Annotated in this window: 16 protein-coding genes; 12 read left to right on the top strand and 4 right to left on the bottom strand. The window is 71.2% G+C overall.

The genetic code is table 11. The annotated features are described in order from the left end of the window. The first annotated feature begins 29 nt into the window (after positions 1 to 29). On the top strand, positions 30 to 1,142 hold the full coding sequence (locus tag ACZ6TI_RS28625; RefSeq protein ID WP_465348258.1) for a magnesium and cobalt transport protein CorA: 1,113 nt from the start codon (positions 30 to 32) through the stop codon (positions 1,140 to 1,142). Positions 1,143 to 1,382: 240 nt separating this feature from the next. Beyond that, complete coding sequence (locus ACZ6TI_RS28620; protein WP_465348257.1) at positions 1,383 to 3,974, top strand: hypothetical protein; 2,592 nt, start codon at positions 1,383 to 1,385, stop codon at positions 3,972 to 3,974. Positions 3,975 to 4,029: 55 nt separating this feature from the next. Here ACZ6TI_RS28620 and ACZ6TI_RS28615 read toward each other — a convergent pair whose 3' ends face one another. The 3 genes from ACZ6TI_RS28615 to ACZ6TI_RS28605 form a co-directional block, all read right to left on the bottom strand. Further along, the gene (locus ACZ6TI_RS28615) at positions 4,030 to 4,491 is read right to left on the bottom strand and encodes a hypothetical protein (RefSeq protein WP_465348256.1); all 462 of its coding nucleotides are present in this window, start codon (positions 4,489 to 4,491) and stop codon (positions 4,030 to 4,032) included. A 92-nt stretch (positions 4,492 to 4,583) separates the two neighbouring features. Next, complete coding sequence (locus ACZ6TI_RS28610; protein WP_465348255.1) at positions 4,584 to 5,072, bottom strand: GNAT family N-acetyltransferase; 489 nt, start codon at positions 5,070 to 5,072, stop codon at positions 4,584 to 4,586. A gap of 10 nt (positions 5,073 to 5,082) precedes the next feature. Further along, the gene (locus tag ACZ6TI_RS28605) at positions 5,083 to 5,538 is read right to left on the bottom strand and encodes an Lrp/AsnC family transcriptional regulator (protein ID WP_465348254.1); all 456 of its coding nucleotides are present in this window, start codon (positions 5,536 to 5,538) and stop codon (positions 5,083 to 5,085) included. 80 nt (positions 5,539 to 5,618) lie between these two features. Here ACZ6TI_RS28605 and ACZ6TI_RS28600 point away from each other — a divergent pair, with 80 nt between their 5' ends. The 10 genes from ACZ6TI_RS28600 (at position 5,619) to ACZ6TI_RS28555 (ending at position 13,452) form a co-directional block, all read left to right on the top strand. Next, complete coding sequence (locus ACZ6TI_RS28600; RefSeq protein ID WP_465348253.1) at positions 5,619 to 6,077, top strand: DUF2000 domain-containing protein; 459 nt, start codon at positions 5,619 to 5,621, stop codon at positions 6,075 to 6,077. A 74-nt stretch (positions 6,078 to 6,151) separates the two neighbouring features. Continuing rightward, entirely contained in the window at positions 6,152 to 6,502 is a 351-nt protein-coding gene (locus ACZ6TI_RS28595) for a DUF2750 domain-containing protein (RefSeq protein ID WP_465348252.1), read from the top strand. A gap of 126 nt (positions 6,503 to 6,628) precedes the next feature. Beyond that, entirely contained in the window at positions 6,629 to 6,850 is a 222-nt protein-coding gene (locus ACZ6TI_RS28590) for a Flp family type IVb pilin (protein ID WP_465348251.1), read from the top strand. Further along, positions 6,847 to 7,260: a TadE/TadG family type IV pilus assembly protein gene (locus ACZ6TI_RS28585; protein ID WP_465348404.1), complete on the top strand. Its 414-nt coding sequence runs from the start codon at positions 6,847 to 6,849 to the stop codon at positions 7,258 to 7,260. Before ACZ6TI_RS28590 ends, ACZ6TI_RS28585 begins: the two co-directional genes overlap by 4 nt. Continuing rightward, complete coding sequence (locus tag ACZ6TI_RS28580; RefSeq protein ID WP_465348250.1) at positions 7,248 to 8,273, top strand: pilus assembly protein TadG-related protein; 1,026 nt, start codon at positions 7,248 to 7,250, stop codon at positions 8,271 to 8,273. The genes ACZ6TI_RS28585 and ACZ6TI_RS28580 overlap by 13 nt, the downstream gene beginning before the upstream one ends. A gap of 10 nt (positions 8,274 to 8,283) precedes the next feature. Beyond that, complete coding sequence (gene cpaB / locus ACZ6TI_RS28575) at positions 8,284 to 9,024, top strand: Flp pilus assembly protein CpaB (RefSeq protein WP_465348249.1); 741 nt, start codon at positions 8,284 to 8,286, stop codon at positions 9,022 to 9,024. A 10-nt stretch (positions 9,025 to 9,034) separates the two neighbouring features. Then, positions 9,035 to 10,210 carry an AAA family ATPase gene (locus ACZ6TI_RS28570; protein WP_465348248.1) on the top strand — a complete coding sequence of 392 codons (1,176 nt, stop codon included), beginning with the start codon at positions 9,035 to 9,037 and terminating at the stop codon, positions 10,208 to 10,210. Next, positions 10,207 to 11,580 carry a CpaF family protein gene (locus tag ACZ6TI_RS28565; protein WP_465348247.1) on the top strand — a complete coding sequence of 458 codons (1,374 nt, stop codon included), beginning with the start codon at positions 10,207 to 10,209 and terminating at the stop codon, positions 11,578 to 11,580. Before ACZ6TI_RS28570 ends, ACZ6TI_RS28565 begins: the two co-directional genes overlap by 4 nt. Continuing rightward, positions 11,577 to 12,524 (top strand): type II secretion system F family protein, encoded by a 948-nt coding sequence (locus ACZ6TI_RS28560; RefSeq protein ID WP_465348246.1) that lies wholly within the window; start codon positions 11,577 to 11,579, stop codon positions 12,522 to 12,524. Before ACZ6TI_RS28565 ends, ACZ6TI_RS28560 begins: the two co-directional genes overlap by 4 nt. Before the next feature lies 1 nt (position 12,525). After that, positions 12,526 to 13,452 (top strand): type II secretion system F family protein, encoded by a 927-nt coding sequence (locus tag ACZ6TI_RS28555; protein WP_465348245.1) that lies wholly within the window; start codon positions 12,526 to 12,528, stop codon positions 13,450 to 13,452. Here the strand turns inward: ACZ6TI_RS28555 and ACZ6TI_RS28550 are convergent. Beyond that, positions 13,349 to 15,949: a transglycosylase domain-containing protein gene (locus ACZ6TI_RS28550; protein WP_465348244.1), complete on the bottom strand. Its 2,601-nt coding sequence runs from the start codon at positions 15,947 to 15,949 to the stop codon at positions 13,349 to 13,351. The two genes, ACZ6TI_RS28555 and ACZ6TI_RS28550, sit on opposite strands and share 104 nt — an antisense overlap. Between the last annotated feature and the right edge of the window lie 255 nt (positions 15,950 to 16,204).

Below are 16,204 nucleotides of genomic sequence, written 5' to 3'. Positions count from 1 at the left end.
AGCCGCTGTCGGTGCGAAGGGGTGGGCGGATGTTCCGTTGGTTGCGGCGGGGACGCGCCGTGCAGCGCGTGACCAAGCCGTTCGAGCGGCTGATCGAGACCCTGGTCGGACCGGTGCCGCAGGCCCGTCAGGAGGGCCGGCGCAGCAACCCGGACAGCGTGGTCGACTGCGCGGTCTATGCCCGCGGCGCCCGCCGGCCCGGCGCGGTGCACTTCGGCCAGGCCGCCCGCGAGGTGCGCCGCCGCGCCGAGGCGTTCGTCTGGCTCGGCCTGCACGAGCCGGACGCCGCCACGATGGCCCAGATCGCCAAGGCGTTCGGGCTGCACGAGCTGACCGCCGACCAGGCGCTGAGCGGCGGGCACCGGCCGGTGCTGGAGTCGATCGGCGGCGTCACCCGGATCGTGCTGCGCACCGCGAGCTATGTCGAGCACGAGGAGCTGACCGAGACCTCCGAGGTGGTGGACACCGGCGACGTGACCGTGCTGCTCGGCGAGCGGTTCGTGATCACCGTCCGGCACGGCGCGCCGGGCGCCCTCCGGTCGGTGCGGGCCGGGCTGGAGCAGCGCCCGGCGCTGCTGGCGCTCGGGCCGTGGGCGGTGGCCTACGCGGTGCTGACCGCGATGGTGGACAACTACCTCGACGTCGCCGGGCACGTCGAGGACGACCTGGAACGCCTCGAGGAGTCCGCCTTCAACACCCACCGCTCCCCCGGCATCGCGCAGATGTACCAGCTCAAGCGCGAGATGGTGGAGTTCAAGCGGGCGGTCATGCCGCTGCAGGAGCCGCTGCACCGGGTGCTCGACTCGGCGGAACTGCCGGCGGACCTCAAGCCCTACTTCGTGGACGTGCGCGGCCGGCTGGCCCGCGCGGTCGATCGGGTAGCCGGCTTCGACGACCTGCTCAACTCGATCCTTCAGGCCCGGCTGGCGCAGGTGCAGGTGGATCAGAACAACGACATGCGCAAGATCGCATCGTGGGCGGCGATCGCCGCGGTGCAGACCGCGATCGCCGGCGTCTACGGCATGAACTTCGGCAACATGCCCGAACTGCAGTGGAAGTACGGCTACTTCGGGGTGCTCGCCCTGATGGTGGTCGCGGCCCTGGTGGTGCACCGCTGGTTCAAGAAGGCGGGCTGGCTGTAGATCCGCCGATCGCTCTCGGTCGGCAGCGAGATCAACGTCACTCGCGAAACCCTCGTTGCGTCTGTGACCAGGCAAAACGCGTGAGGTCACAGGCTCAACAAACCTCGGCCGAACGGTTTCTCGCGATCACCGGACCGAGGTGCGGCCACTCCGGACGGGGTGTCCATCTTGGTCTACTTCGCCGTACCGCCCCATTACGACCGGTAACTACCGTTTGGTGGTCGATCAATGGGGGACACTGTGACCGCAACCGAGGCCGTGCCGCAGAGCACGCCGTCCGCAAGTGCGCCGAGAGCCGGTCTCCTCGGCAAGCTGCGTGGTCACGTCGACCTCTTCCTCAACGCCGGTTCGCTGATGGCGACCACGGCGATCACCTCGCTGTTCGGGTTCGCGTACTGGTGGGTGGCGGCGCGTACGGCGCCGGCCGAGGCGGTCGGTCAGGCCTCCGCCGCGGTCTCCGCGATGACGCTGATCGGCACCATCGGGATGTTCGGCATGGGCACCATGCTGATCTCCGACCTGTCCCGGCTGGTCGGCCACAAGTGGGAGCTGATCTCCACCTGCCTGCTCGTCTCGGGCAGCGCGGCCACCGTCGGCGGCCTGATCTACGTGACCCTCGCGCACCTGGCCATCCCCGGACTGCAGGACGCGCTCGGCGGGCCGTGGGCGACCGTGCTGCTGGTCTTCGGCATCGCGCTCAACGCCATGACGCTGGTGCTGGACGAGGCGCTGGTCGGCCTGCTGGCCGGTCCGATGCAGCTGATGCGCAACGCCTGGTTCTCGGTCATCAAGCTGGCGCTGCTCGGCCTGCTGGTGGTGCTTCCCTTCACGATGACCGGCAGCACGCTGCTGCTCACCTGGGTGGCCGGCATGGTGTTGTCGGCGGCCATCCTGGGCCGGGCACTGCGCCGCCGCGGCATGATCGACTCGGCCCGTCCCCGCCTCGCCGTGCTGCGCGGCCGTGGTCAGGCCACCTTCGACCACAACCTGCTCAACCTCGCCACCTACCTGCCGCGCGCGGCGCTGCCGCTGGTGGTCACCGCGGTGCTCTCCGCCGAGGCGAACGCGTCCTTCTACACCGCGTTCATGGTCACCTCGTTCCTGGCCATGGTGCCCGGCAACGTGGCGCTGACTCTCTTCGCGGTGGCCGGCGGCGACCGTGCCGCGCTGCGCTCGAAGGTGCGCGTCGGCCTGGCCATCTGCCTGGTCGTCGGCCTGCCGGTGTCGATCTTCGTGGCGATCTTCGCCAAGCCGGTGATGGGCATCTTCGGATCCGGGTACGCCGCGACCGCCGGCACCGCCCTCACCATCCTGGCCCTCACCTACGTCCCGTTCGTGTTCCACCACTTCTTCCTGGCCATCTCCCGCGTGCAGGGCAAGGTCCGCGGCGCCGGCATCTTCTCCGTCTTCGCGGGCATCGCCGAGCTGATCGCCGCCTGGTACGGCGGCAGCCGCGGCAGCCTCACCGAGCTGGTCGCCTGGGTGGCGGTCGTGATGGCCGTGGAAACCGTCCTGGTCGCGCCCACCGTGCTGCGGGTCGTGCTGCCGTCCCGGCGGGACGAGGCCGCCGAGCTGCCGGAAGGAACCATGTCCGCCACCCGTCTCACCCTGCACGAGCGTGCCTGGCTGCCGCTGGAGTACATCCGTACCGTCGGGCCGCTGACCGGCGTGACCGCCGAGCGGATCCGGGCCGCGCTGATCGGCCTGCACGCCGCCGACCCGACCCACCGCGCGGTCTCCCGGCTGGACCGGGAGGGCGGCCGCTGGCTGCACCTCGACCCGGAGACCTTCGCGGCCTACGTGACCGAGGCGGTGACCGACCTCGGCGACGGGCCGGCCGACTTCGACGCGCTGACCCGGCAGTTGCAGGCCGAGCCGCGGGCGCACCACCCGGTGCGGATCCTGGCCGGCGGCGGCTATGTGGCGATGAAGGTGGCGCACGCCTATGGCGACGCCGGGCCGGTGAACACGCTGCTGCGCGAGATCGTGCGGGCGGCCGGCGAGGGGCGGGCCGCGGATATCGCACCGATGCCACGAGTGTTCGCGCTGCCGCGGGCCTGGTGGCACACGTTCGGGAAGTCGCCGTCGAAATGGCGGGACGCGCTGCGGATGGCGCGTACGCCGCACTTCGAGGCCGGGGAGAGCCGGGCCTGGACAGCGAACCTGACCGTGCAGACCGCCCGCTCGGCCGACGTGCTGGGCAAGATGCGGGTCTGGCGCGACGAGTTCGCGCCCGGCGTGACCACCTCGGCGATCACCTTCGCGGCGTTCACCGCGGCGCTGGGCGAGCTGGGCTTCCGGCCGGACATGTCCGGGGCGACGTTCCTCGCCGACGGCCGCCGCTACCTGCCGGACGGGGTCGAGGTGGGTAGCAACTTCTGCTTCGGGCCGTGGCTGGCGCCGGCGAGCCTGACCGACCCGCCGGCCGTCCACCGGACGCTCAAGGGTGAGCTGGCCACCGGCGGGATGCTCACGATGATGCTGCTGCGCGAGTCGAAGCTCGCGGTGACCGGCGCGCCCGGGTTCCCGGAGCCGTACCCGGCCGAGGCGCCCGCCGACCCGGTGGTCCGGCTGACCTTCAGCAACCAGGGCCGGCACGACGTGCTGGCCGATCTGCCCTGGGCGGTCGAGGCGGCGCATCGGGTGAATCAGAGTGTGCCGACGCTCAACGGCCCGGAGGGCGTCACGCTGACCACGTCGGAGATGGGCGGGGTGCTGCATCTGGAGGCGACGTTCCACGCCTCCACGTTCGACCCGGCGATGGTGGCCCGGGCTCTGGAGCTGGTCTGCGCCGACCCCGCCGGGTTGATCATGGCGGCGGCCGGCCGGTGAAGCGCGCGCGGCCGGCCGCCCCCGCCGGCCGCGCGTCACTACCTGTTGGTCGAGGTCACATGCCCTTGACCGGCAGCAGGAAACCGGTGTACTTGATCTCGAGCTTGGCCTTCTTGCCGCACTTGCTGTAGTAGATCGTGGCCGGCAGGAGCTGGTAGGTGGTGCCGGGCTTGTAGTCGCCCGTCTTCACCCAGAAACCGGCCCAGTCGACCTCGTTCTTCTTCAGCGTGTCGTCGCCGTAGAGCGACGTGAAGGGCTTGAACCCCGGGTGCGTCACGTCGGTGTTGCCCCAGTCGGCGACCCGCAGCTTGAAGTTGCAGATCTTCACGTCCGTCTTGAAGCCGACCGAGACGAACTTGATGCTGTTCTCGTTGACGCTGGGCAGGATCGACCAGACCGCCGTGGGACCCTTCGGTTTCGGGGCCGCGGCGGCGGGCGCTGTGGTCACCGTCATCGCCATGCCGGTGGCCGCCACCGTCGCCGCGACCATTGCACCGATCCGCCGGAACTTCATCATGCCGAAGCCTCCTGTAGGAATTCGGTCGCCCCCGTGAACGACCGACATGAACAGGCTATTCGGACTTTAGGGATTTTTGGGGATTTCGGACTTTACGCGAGTTTCCTGTACATAACGACGAGCCCTACTAGGCCGTTCGTAGGATGCCGAAACGCCTCGGGAATCGTGCCCCGGATCTCGAATCCCAATGCCTGCCACAGATGCAAAGCCGGCGCGTTCGTCTCGACCACCGCGTTGAACTGCATCCCGTGATATCCCGCCGCGCGGGCCCACTCCACCGCATAGGTGCCCAGCGCCCGCCCGGTGCCCCGCCCGCGCGCTTCCGGATCGACCATGAAGCTCGCGGTCGCGATGTGCGCGCCCCGGCCGGGACGATTGGGGCCCATCTTCGCGCTGCCCAGCACCCGATCGCCGTCGACCGCCACCACGACATGGTTCGGCGGCTTCTCCATCCACAGCCCGCGCGCGTGCTCTCGGCTCAGGTTCTCCGGGTACGCATACGTCTCCCCCGCGGCGACGATGCGCGCCCAGAACGGATAGATGAGCGCCCAGTCCGCGTCGGTGGCTTCCCTGATCTCCATGCGGTCGAGATTAGGGAATCGGCGTGATCCGGTCGTTGCGCAGGTGCTCGTAGACCACCGAGGTGCGCACGTCGGCGACGTGCGCGTGCTCGGTCAGCCGGTCGATGACGAACGCGTAGAGCGCCTCGTTGTCCGGCACCGCCACGTGGATCAGGAAGTCCTCGGCGCCGGTGGTGACGAACAGGCCGAGCGTGTCGGGCAGGGCGCTCACCCAGTTGCGGAAGGCCTCGATGTTGCGCCGGGACGGCGGCCGGATGCGCACCGCGATCAGCGCCTGCACCGGCCGGCCATAGGCGGCCAGGTCGACGTTCAGGCTGGCGCCGCGGATCACGCCGCGCTCGCGCAGCGCCCGGGTGCGATCCAGCGCGGTGGTCGGCGACACCCCGACGGCCGCGGCCACATCGCGGTTGGTGCGCCGTGCATCCACCTGCAACTCGCGCAGGATCGCCGTATCAAGTTCGTCCAAGCCCGCCACATCGCGATGATAGCCGGATTAAATCCGGATCGCTTGCCACGGATCCGCAGTATTGCCTAGCGTTTTGACACATGATCGGATTTGACACGGCCGAGATCCGCACCGACCAGCCCACCCGCAGCGCCCGCCTCAAGTGGGTGATCGTGATCGACGAGAGCCTGCCGCCGGGACGGGCCGCCAACGCGGCGATCTGCGTGGCCGCCGCCACCGCGGCCGGCGTGAGCGGATTGCTCGGGCCGGACGCGAAGGACGCCGCCGGGATGGCCCATCCCGGTCTGCCCTGGGCCGGTTGCAGCGTGCTGGGCGCTCCGGCGGAGCGGCTGCCCGGCATTCGCGAACGGGCGGCGGCGTCCCTCGGGGTATTCGTGGCCGACATGCCGGCCGTCGCGCAGTCCACCCGGATCTACGACGAATACCTCGCCGAGGTCGGTAAAGCGGACAGCGGGGAACTCTCGTACCTGGCATTGAGTCTTGTCGGGCCGCGGAACCGGGTCGACAAGCTGGTCCACCACCTGTCTCTCCTGCAGTAAATTCGCATTCAAATCACCCCGAACCCTCCGACAAGCGACGATAGGCACGTTGGCCGCGTCAGGAGGGAGACGGCATGTCGCTCAGCGGAGCCCACCGGTCGGCGTTCCGCCGCGAGGCGCCCCAGGAAGGGCGGGTCTTCTCGATCCGCGACGAGGGCGGCTACCCGGTCGCCAGGGACCGGGACGGCAGCCGGACGCTGCCCTTCTGGTCGAAGGCGTCCCGGGCGCAGAAGGTCGTCGGGCAGGTGGCCGCATATCGGAACTTCGACGTCGTGGAGATCGATCTGGACCTCTGGCTGAACCGTTGGTTGCCCGGTCTGGAGCGGGAAGGTTACCTGGTCGGAGTCAACTGGGCCGGGCCGAGAGCGACCGGTTACGACGTCACGCCGGATCAGGTCGCCGGGTGGTTCGCCGAGCGTTCATGACACCGCACACAGCCGACCGGGCAGGTCTGCCAAACCCTTTAGTGGCTCTCCACGGGACCGATACACATTGCGACAGGCTGACCATGCCGGCGCAATCCGTCGCGGCATCCGTAAAGGAGAACCACGATGCTCACGACCCTGCTGTTCGAGATGGCGGCACGCTGGTCCTCCCGCCGCGACCGGAACGACGCGGGCGCCACGGCGGTCGAGTACGCACTGCTGGTCGGCCTGATCGCGGTCATCATCATCTCCTCGGTCACGCTGCTCGGCGGCAACATCGACGCGATGTTCGACGACGTCGCGACGCAGCTGGGCGGCGGCGACGCCACGGACCCCGGCACCGACTGATCATCGGCCGGTGGTGGCCGGTCCGGGAGGATTCCGGGGCCGCCGCCGTCGAGATGGCCATCGTCCTGCCCCTGCTCCTGTTGGTCCTGTTCGGGATCATCGACTTCGGGATGCTGCTGAACCGGCAGATCCTGCTCACCGAGGCGGCCCAGGAGGGCGCCCGGGCCGCCGCCTTCGGCCAGACGTCCGACGTCGCCGACAAGGCCGCCAACGTGCTCGGCGCCATCCCCACTTCGGTCGCCGTGACCGCCTGTCCGGCGAACGCGACCACCTCCGACGACGCCGAGGTCACGCTCACCTACCGGTACGACACCGTGACGCCGCTCGGCAGCATGATGCTGCTGTTCGGGCAGAGCTCGCTGGACTCGTTCGAGCTCGAGGCCAAGGGCGTGATGGCGTGCGTCGGCTGAGCCTGTTCGCACGCCGGGACGACGACCGTGGCGCGGTCGCCGTCCTCGTCGCCGTGCTGCTCAGCGGCGGCGTGCTGCTCGGCATGGGCGCGCTGGTGATCGACGTCGGGCTGATCGCCCACGAGCGCGAGCAACTGCGCGGCGGCGCCGACGCGGCCGCCTGGGCGGTCGGCTGGTCCTGCATGAGCTCGCCGTCGACCTGCGCGGACCAGGACGCGCTGGCCCGGCGGCAGGCCGACGGCAACGCCCGCGACGGCGAGTCGGACGCCGTGCTCGAGGTCTGCACCATCGACTGCGGCGCCGAGCCGCGCGCCCGCACCGCACCCTGCGCCGCGTTGCCGGCCGGCCTCAACGCGCCGTTCGCCGAGGTGCGCACCGGCACCCGGGAGGCCGACGGGTCCACCCTGCTGCCGCCGGTGCTCGCCCAGGCGCTGTCCGGCAGCAACGCGGGTACCACGGTCGGCGCGTGCTCCCAGGTGGCCTGGGGTGCGCCGGAGGCGGGCACGGTGCTGGCGATCGGCATCGCGTACTGCGACTGGCTGGCCACCACCGGGAACGGCGCCACTTTGCCGGGCGCGACGCAGAGCATTCCCCCCGGTGGCGGAACGGTCGCGACCTGCGGGGCCGACGTGCCGGCCGGGTGGCTGCCGACCAACGGCTACACGTCCTTCGCCACCGACCCCGGCTGCCGGCGCGCGGTGCTGGTCGGCGCCTCGATCGGCACGCCACCGGTCGCCGCCGACTGCGCCAACGCGCTGGCCGACGCGCGGGACAGCGGCGAGCCGGTGCTGGTCCCGCTCACCGACGCGATGCGCGCCGGGGCGCCGGGCACGCCGGACCAGTACCGGATCGCCGGGCTGGCCGCGTTCGTCCCGCTCGGCGGAGGCGGCGCGGTCTGCCCCGACGACGACTGTGTGCGCGGCTATTTCACCCGGCAGTTCGTGCCCGTGCACGCCACGCTGCCCGGCTCGTCGCGGGATTACGGCGTCACCTACATCACCCGGTTCGGATGAGGAGGCACACATGCGACGGCGGGTTCTGATCGTGCTGGTCGCGCTGGCCCTGGCGGGGCTCAGCGCGATGGCGGTGCTGGCCTATGCGCGCGGCGCGGACCAGCGGGCGGTGGCCGACCGGGAGGGCGTCTGGGTGCTGCTCGCCCAGGACCGGATCCCCAAGGGCACCACGGTGGGGACGATCCGCAGCCGGGAGCTCGCCGAGCGGGTGCTGATGCCGGCCGAGACGGTGCCGGACGGCGCGCTCGACGAGCTGGGCGCGGGACTGGACGCCCTGCGGCTCACCACCGACCTGGCGCCCGACCAGATGCTGATGCGCGGGCTGCTGACCGGCGACGACGAGACCCCGGCGCAGGCCGGTGTGCCCGACGACAAGCTCGCGGTGAGTGTGCTGGTGACGATGGCGCCGGGCGTGGCCGAGAAGGTCACCGCCGGGGACACGGTGACGGTCTTCGTCACCTACCCGAAGGACGCGCCGCCGAGCGGGCAGAAGACCCGCGTGCTGTTGCCCGCGGCGACCGTGATCAGCATCAACACCGGACCGCCGAGCGACGTGACCCCGAGCCCGACCTCGGCCCGGCGGTCGGCGCGCGACGCCACCTCCTATCCGGCCACCCTCGCCGTCGACCAGGGCGAGGCGACCCGGCTGGTGCACGCGGCCCAGACCGCCGAGATCTATCTGGGTCTGGTCGGCGCGGACGTCCAGGTGACGCCGTCGTCGGCGGTCGACTACCAGAACCTGTGGCCGTGAGGAGGGACCGATGACCTACTACGTCTACGTGGAGCCGGACGCCGAGCGGCGCACGAGCATCGGTTCGCTCTACACCGAGTACGGCTTCGACATCGTCGACTCGATCGACGACCTGGACGAGCACCTGCTCCGGAACCCGGAGACGCTGCTGGTCGTGCTGGGCGCCACCGTCGATCTGGACCAGGCGCTGACCTTCACGTCCTATCAGCGGGTGCAGCGGCCGCTGCTCGGGGTGCTGCTGCTGCGCCGCACGCTGGAGCCCGACGAGCTGGGCCGGGCGATGCGCTCCGGCGTGCGCGAGGTGATCCAGGAGCTGGACGCCGAGGGCATCCGCAACTCGGCGGCCCGGTCGGTGGACCTCTCCAAGGCGCTGAGCGCGGCCATGCACGGCAGCGACGGGACCCGGCGGGCGAAGATCGTGACGATCTTCGCCGGCAAGGGTGGCTGCGGCAAGAGCGTGGTGGCCACCAACCTGGCCGCCGCGCTGGCCGGCGACGGGCACCGGCGGGTGCTGCTGATCGACCTGGACCTGCAGTTCGGCGACGTCGCGATCATGCTGCAGCTGCCCCCGGCCCGGGGCATCTCGGACGCGATCGGGATGGCGGGGCGGCTGGATGAGACCGGACTGCGGTCGGTGCTCACCGCGTACCGTCCGAAGTTCGATGTCCTGCTCGCGCCGGCCAGTCCGGCCGAGGGTGAGCACGTCAGCCGCGACCTGGTCAGCGAGGTGCTCGAGGTGGCCCGCGGCATGTACGACTTCGTGGTCGTGGACACCCCGTCGACGGTCTCCGACCAGGTGCTCGCCGCACTCGACCAGTCCGACTGGTTCGTGCCGATCGTGACCCCCGACCTGCCGACGCTGAAGAGCGTCCGGCTCACCGTGGAGATGTTCGACCTGCTCGAATACCCGCGCGAACGACGCCTGGTGGTGTTCAACCGGGCCGACTCGCAGGTGGGTCTGACGGTGGAGGACGTCGAGGAGGCGGTCGGCGCGCACCTGTCCGTGCACATGCCGTCCTCACGCGACGTGCCGGTGTCGGTGAACAAGGGCGTGCCGCTGACGCTGGACGACCCGACCCACCCGGTGAGCATGGCCATGCGCCGGCTCGCCGACCGGTGCGCCGGCACCGCGGGCACCCGGCAGCAGACCAAGCGCAAGCTGTTCGCGTTCGGGCGCCGGCGATGAGCCTGTCCGCGCGGATCGGCCGCGGCCCCGCTCGACTCGGGCCTGAGGCCGCTCCGCCGATCGACGAGAGCAAGGCCTCGGCCACCAGCGAGCGCTATCGCGCGGCCGGGCTGCAGTCCGGCGAGAGCGTCACCGAGGTGCGGCTGCGGATCCAGCGCCGGCTGGCGGACGAGCTCGGCCCGACGCTCTACTCGATCAACACGCCGGCCGAGGAGCTGGAGGGTCAGGTCCGGCAGACGCTGACCGAGCTGATCGCCCGCGAGGGGAGCCCGCTGGCCGGCGCCGACAAGGCCCGGATCATCCGCGAGGTCACCGACGACGTGCTGGGCCACGGCCCGATCGAGTCGCTGCTGCGCGACCCGTCGGTCAGCGAGGTCATGGTGAACGGCCACGACCGCGTGTTCGTCGAGCGGTTCGGCCGGATCGAGCGGGCCGACGTGGAGTTCGACGACGAGGCCCACCTGCGCCGGATCATCGACCGGATCTGCTCGCGGGTGGGGCGCCGGGTGGACGAGGCGAGCCCGATGGTGGACGCCCGGCTGCCGGACGGCAGCCGGGTCAACGCGGTGGTCCCGCCGGTGGCGCTGGACGGCTCGTCGCTGACCGTCCGCAAGTTCGCCGTGTCGCCGCTGACCGTGGACGACCTGATCCGCTTCGGCACTCTCACCAAGACCACCGCGGAGTTCCTGGAGAACTGCGTGCGCGGGCGGCGCAACATCGTGGTCAGCGGCGGCACGGGCTCCGGCAAGACCACGATGCTCAACCTGCTGTCCGGCTTCATCCCGCACGACGAGCGCATCGTCACCATCGAGGACGCCGCCGAGCTGCGACTGCGCCAGGAGCACGTGGTGCGGATGGAGTCGCGCCCGCTGAACTCCGAGGGCCGCGGCCTGATCAGCATCCGCGACCTGGTGCGCAACGCGCTGCGGATGCGGCCGGACCGGATCGTGGTGGGCGAGGTGCGCGACGCCGCCGCCCTGGACATGCTGCAGGCGATGAACACCGGCCACGACGGCTCGCTGACCACGCTGCACGCCAACGCGCCCCGGGACGCGGTGTCCCGGATGGAGACGATGGTGCTGATGGGCGGCCTGGAGCTGCCGGTGCGCGCGATCCGCGACCAGATCGCCGCCGCGGTCGACCTGATCATCCAGGTCAGCCGGCTCAAGGACGGGTCACGCCGGATCACCCACATCAGCGAGGTGGTCGGCATGGAGGCCGAGGTGGTGAGCCTGCAGGACCTGTTCCTGTTCGACCATCGGGCGGCCACGCTCGAGCCCACCGGCCTGCGGCCACGCTTCGCGGAGGACATGACCGTCTACGGCGTGACGCCGGCGTCGTCGCTCTTCACCGCCGGGCGGGGCCGATGATCCATCTCGCCGCCGTCGCGGCCGGTGGCGCGGTGCTGCTGGCCGCCTGGCTGGTCCTGGACGCCGGCTTCGGCCGCACCCCGGTGCAGCGCCGGCTCGCCATCCTGAACCGGTTCGCGGTCAACGCGCCGGTGCGCCGGGGCCTGCTGGCCGCGATCCGCGCCGCCGCCTACCGGGCCGGCGAGTGGCCGGCCCGGTTCACCCGGCTGGACAACCACGACCTGCTGGACGCCGCCGCGGTGCCGATCCGGCCGAACGAGTGGCTCGTCGTGCGGGTCGGCGCGGCGCTCGGCACGGCCCTCGTGCTGTCCCTGATCCTGCCCTGGTGGCTGGGCCTGCCGGTCGGGCTGGCGGCCGGGTTCCTGGTGCCGAACGCGCTGCTGCAGGGCCGGATCGAGCGGCGCAAGCGGACCTTCGCCCGGGAGCTGCCGGACACCCTGCAGATGATTTGCAGCTCGCTGCGCTCCGGGTTCACGCTGCAGCACGGCATCGAGGCGTCGGTGCGCGACATCACCGGGCCGGTCGCCGCCGAGCTGCGGCGGGCGGTGTCCGAGACCCGGATCGGCGGTGAGCTGGAGGACGCGCTGGAGCGGGTTGGCGAGCGTACCGGCAACGCCGACATGAAGTGGCTGACCATGGCGATCAAGTTGCAGCGCGATGTCGGCGGCAACCTGTCCGAGGTGCTGCAGACCACCGCCGACACGATGCGCGAGCGCGAGCAGCTGCGGCGCGAGGTGCGGGCGCTCTCCGCCGAGGGCCGGCTGTCCGCCACCATCCTGGTGATCATGCCGATCGCGATCGGGCTGTGGATGTTCCTGTTCCGGCGGGACTACGTGCGCCCGCTCTACACCGAGCCGCTGGGCATCACGATGCTGGTCGGCGGTGGCGTGCTGATGCTGGTCGGGATGCTCTGGCTGCGTCGCGTGGTGCGGGTCGGGGTCTGACATGGCGATGCTGATCGTGCTGGGGATCGCGGCGGTCTCGGCGGCCGCCTCGGTGGGGCTGGTGTTCCTCGCGGTGGCGCTGCCGCCGACGCGCGGCGAGCGGCTGCTGGCGACGCTGGCGGCCTTCGGGCGTACCCGTGGTCGTCTGCTCGATGATCGCGGCCCGACCTGGGATCAGCGGGTGCGGACCGCCGTGGCCCGCGCCGCGGACCGGCTCGGCCGGGCCGTCACCCCACCCGGCGGTCGCGCGCGGCTGGTCCGGCTGCTGGATTACGCGGGCAACCCGGACGGCCGGCCGATCGAGCTGGTGGTGCGCCGCCGCGGGGTGCTCCTGGTCGGCGCCGGCATCGGCGGCGCCCTGTTCGGGGCGATCATGGCCGGCCCGGCGGGGGCGTTGCTCGGCGGACCGGCCGGCGCGATCCTCGGCCTGTTCATCCCCGACCTGACCATCTATGACCTGGGCACTCGCCGGCAGAAGGAGCTGGCCGCCTCGCTGCCGGACGCGCTGGACGCGATGGTGATCGGGGTGGAGGCCGGCCTCGGCCTGGACGCGGCCATGCAGCAGGTGGCGGAGAACCTCGAGGGCCCGATGCCCAGCGAGGTCAACCGGGTGCTGCAGGAGATGCGGATCGGCATCTCCCGCACCGACGCGCTGCGTGCGCTCTCCGCCCGCACCACGGTCCGCGAGCTGCAGCGCTTCGTGACGGCGGTGGTGCAGGCCGGCGAGCTCGGCGTGCCGATCGCGAACGTGCTCCGGGAGCACGCCCGCGAGCAGCGGATGAAGCGTCGTCAGGCGGCCGAGGAACAGGCCCGGAAGGTGCCGGTCAAGCTCCTGTTTCCGGTGCTGTTCTGTCTGTTTCCGGTGATTTTTGTGGTGATTCTGGGGCCGGGGGTTCTGCGCTTGGTGGAGACGTTGGGGAGTCGGTGACCTCGACGTCCGGCAGTGGCTTCGTCGGGACGGTCCGCTCCGGCAGGTCGAACTTCCAGCCGTCGTCCGCGAGCTCCGGGATCAGCTTCTTCAGCGCCGACACCGTCTGATCCCGCTCGCCGCCACCGTCGTGCACCAGCACCACCGCACGCGGCTTCAGCTGCTCCTTGATGCGCTCGCGGATCACGTCGGCGCCCGGCCGGGTCCAGTCGTCCGGGTCGACCACCCAGCCCAGCGGCGTCATGCCCAGCTCGATGCCCACCCTCGCGGACGCGCCCCAGCTGCCGAACGGCGCCCGGTACCAGGTGACCGTCTCCCCCGGCACCGCCTCGGCCAGCGCGGCGTTGGTCTTCTCGATGTCGGCCTTCGCGTCGGCGGCGGTCATCTTGCCCAGGTCGTCGTGCTTCCACGAGTGGTTGCACAGCCCGTGGCCCTCGTCGACGATGCGGCGCACCAGGTCGGGGTGCTTCTCGACCTCCTCGCCGACCACGCAGAACACGGCCTTGATGTGGTGCTCCTTCAGCAGGTCGAGCACCTCGGCGGTATAGGTCGACGGGCCGTCGTCGAAGGTCAGCGCGAGCCGGTTGCCGTCGTGGGCGGTGTGGATCACCACCGGGCCCTCCTTGTCCGGTTGTGGTTTCTTCTCCGCGGGCTTGGCGGCCTGCGAACGACCGGCATCCCCCACGTCCTCCCGGCCCACGTTCGCCGGCCGCGGCAACGGCTCGGTCGGCTCGTTCTTCAGGGCCTTGGTGACGAACGACTGCCACAGCTTGGCCGGCAGGGTGTCGCCCTCGATGGGTCGCCCGCCGTGGTCCCGGATCGGACCCGGCGTCTCCTTGCCCAGCCAGATCGTGGTGGCCAGTTCCGGTGTGTAGCCGGCCATCCAGGCGTCCTGGTTGTCCTTGGTGTTGCCCCACTGCTGGGTGCCGGTCTTGCCGGCCGCCGGGCGGCCCGGGGTCACGCCGTCCCCGCGCACCACGGCACTGAGCACGGTGGACACGTCGGCCGCGACCCCGCTGTCCAGCACCCGGGTGGCGCTCGGCCGGGCCCGGTGCAGCTCGGCGCCGTCCGCGGTGGTCGCCGACTCGACGAAGTACCGGTCCCGCCGCTCGCCGCCGGCCGCGAAGGTGCCGTAGACGCTGGCCAGGTCGGCCGGGGTCACCGGGTAGCGGCCGATGGCGATGTCCGGCCGGGTGCGGCCGGGCTTGGGGTCGCCCTTGCTGTCCACCATCGACCGCTGTCCGTCGTAGCGGTCGGGGATGCCCAGCCGCACCGCCGCGTCGCGCACCTGGTCGGCGCCGATCTGCTCGGTGACCGCGTAGAACGGGGTGTTCAGCGAGTCCACCATCGCCTCCAGCAGCGTGCAGTCCGGGCACTGCAGGCCGTCGTGGTTCTTCAGCGGCACGCCGTTGCGGCCCGGAAAGATGCGCGGCGAACTGCCGTCCCACCGCGAGCGATAGCTGATGCCGCGTTCCAGGGCGGCGGCCAGCACGATCGGCTTGAAGGTGGACGCCGCCGGGTGCAGCGCGGCGGCGTAGTCGTAGTAGCCACGGCCCTGGTCGCTGCCGTAATAGGCGCGCACGCCACCGCTGCGGGGATCCACCGCGACCAGGGCCGCGCGCAGGTCGGCGGGCTGCTCCTTGAGTTGCGCGGCGACCAGTTCGAGCGCGGCCGGCTGCCCGACCGGGTCCAGCGTGGTGGTGATCGACAGGCCCTTGGTGTGCAGGTCCTGCGCACTGACGCCGTGGGCGATCAATTCCCGCTCGACCTGGTCGACCACCAGGCCGTTGGGCCCGTCCAGGACGGCCCGGGGCTTCTTCACCTCCGGGTACGCGAGCCCGCCCGGCAACCAGTCCAGTTCGGCGGCGGCCTTGACGATCCATCCGAATCGGTCCCGGGCGCCGGCCGGATCGACGTCCGGATCGAAGTGCCACGGGTCCTTGATCACCGCGGCGAGCACCACGCCCTGGGCGGGCGTCAGTCGCTCCGGCGGCACCCCGAAGTACGCGTTGGCGGCGGCCGCGATCCCGTACGCCCCGCGCCCGTAGTAAATGGTGTTCAGATAGCGCTCGAGGATCTCGTCCTTGCCGTGCTGTCGTTCCAGCTGCACGGCCAGCGCCAGCTCCCGCGCCTTGCGGTCGAACGAGAAGTCCTGGGTCAGGAAGGCGTTGCGGGCGTACTGCTGGGTGATCGTGGACGCGCCCTCCCGACCGCCGCGCAGGTCGGCGATGGCCGCGCGGACCACACCGCGGATCGACACGCCGCCGTGCTCGGCGAAGTCGCGGTCCTCCGCGGCCAGCACCGCCCGGCGCACGGCGAGCGGCACCCGGGCCAGCGGCACGTCGTTGTGGTCGGTGGTGCCGACCCGCGCCAGGATGGTCCGCCCGTCGCGGTAGTAGAGCACCGACGCCTGTGGACCGGGTGGATCCCCGGGCAGTGGCACCGACTCGATGTAGGCCTCCGCCGCGGCCAGTCCCGCGCCGCACCAGAACAGCATGATCACCAGTAGGCGGACCAGGATCCGCCGCCGTTTACCGTGTCGTCCTCGCACACGGCCCAGACGCGAGCTCAGCTCGGATTGGTGGCACGCCAACCGGAAACTACGGAGAGCAGCACTTCAGCCACTGTTGATCCACGCTCGGTGACCAGGTGTTTCGAGCACGTTGCATGACGGGCCTATGAGACATGTCTCGATCGGGTCCGGACGACCGCCACGGATTCCAACCCGGCCGGAGATGGAGTGGGGGGCTCG

The sequence above is a fragment of the Actinoplanes sp. NPDC051388 genome (genome assembly GCF_055586225.1).
This window is presented reverse-complemented; position numbering and strand designations above follow the sequence as displayed.

Coding starts and splice junctions, on each gene's coding strand:
- ACZ6TI_RS28625 (WP_465348258.1), top strand. CDS start 30: ATGTTCCGTTGGTTGCGGCGGGGACGCGCCGTGCAGCGCGTGACCAAG.
- ACZ6TI_RS28615 (WP_465348256.1), bottom strand. CDS start 4,491: ATGATGAAGTTCCGGCGGATCGGTGCAATGGTCGCGGCGACGGTGGCG.
- ACZ6TI_RS28610 (WP_465348255.1), bottom strand. CDS start 5,072: ATGGAGATCAGGGAAGCCACCGACGCGGACTGGGCGCTCATCTATCCG.
- ACZ6TI_RS28600 (WP_465348253.1), top strand. CDS start 5,619: ATGATCGGATTTGACACGGCCGAGATCCGCACCGACCAGCCCACCCGC.
- ACZ6TI_RS28595 (WP_465348252.1), top strand. CDS start 6,152: ATGTCGCTCAGCGGAGCCCACCGGTCGGCGTTCCGCCGCGAGGCGCCC.
- ACZ6TI_RS28590 (WP_465348251.1), top strand. CDS start 6,629: ATGCTCACGACCCTGCTGTTCGAGATGGCGGCACGCTGGTCCTCCCGC.
- cpaB (WP_465348249.1), top strand. CDS start 8,284: ATGCGACGGCGGGTTCTGATCGTGCTGGTCGCGCTGGCCCTGGCGGGG.
- ACZ6TI_RS28570 (WP_465348248.1), top strand. CDS start 9,035: ATGACCTACTACGTCTACGTGGAGCCGGACGCCGAGCGGCGCACGAGC.
- ACZ6TI_RS28565 (WP_465348247.1), top strand. CDS start 10,207: ATGAGCCTGTCCGCGCGGATCGGCCGCGGCCCCGCTCGACTCGGGCCT.
- ACZ6TI_RS28560 (WP_465348246.1), top strand. CDS start 11,577: ATGATCCATCTCGCCGCCGTCGCGGCCGGTGGCGCGGTGCTGCTGGCC.
- ACZ6TI_RS28555 (WP_465348245.1), top strand. CDS start 12,526: ATGGCGATGCTGATCGTGCTGGGGATCGCGGCGGTCTCGGCGGCCGCC.
- ACZ6TI_RS28550 (WP_465348244.1), bottom strand. CDS start 15,949: ATGCTGTTCTGGTGCGGCGCGGGACTGGCCGCGGCGGAGGCCTACATC.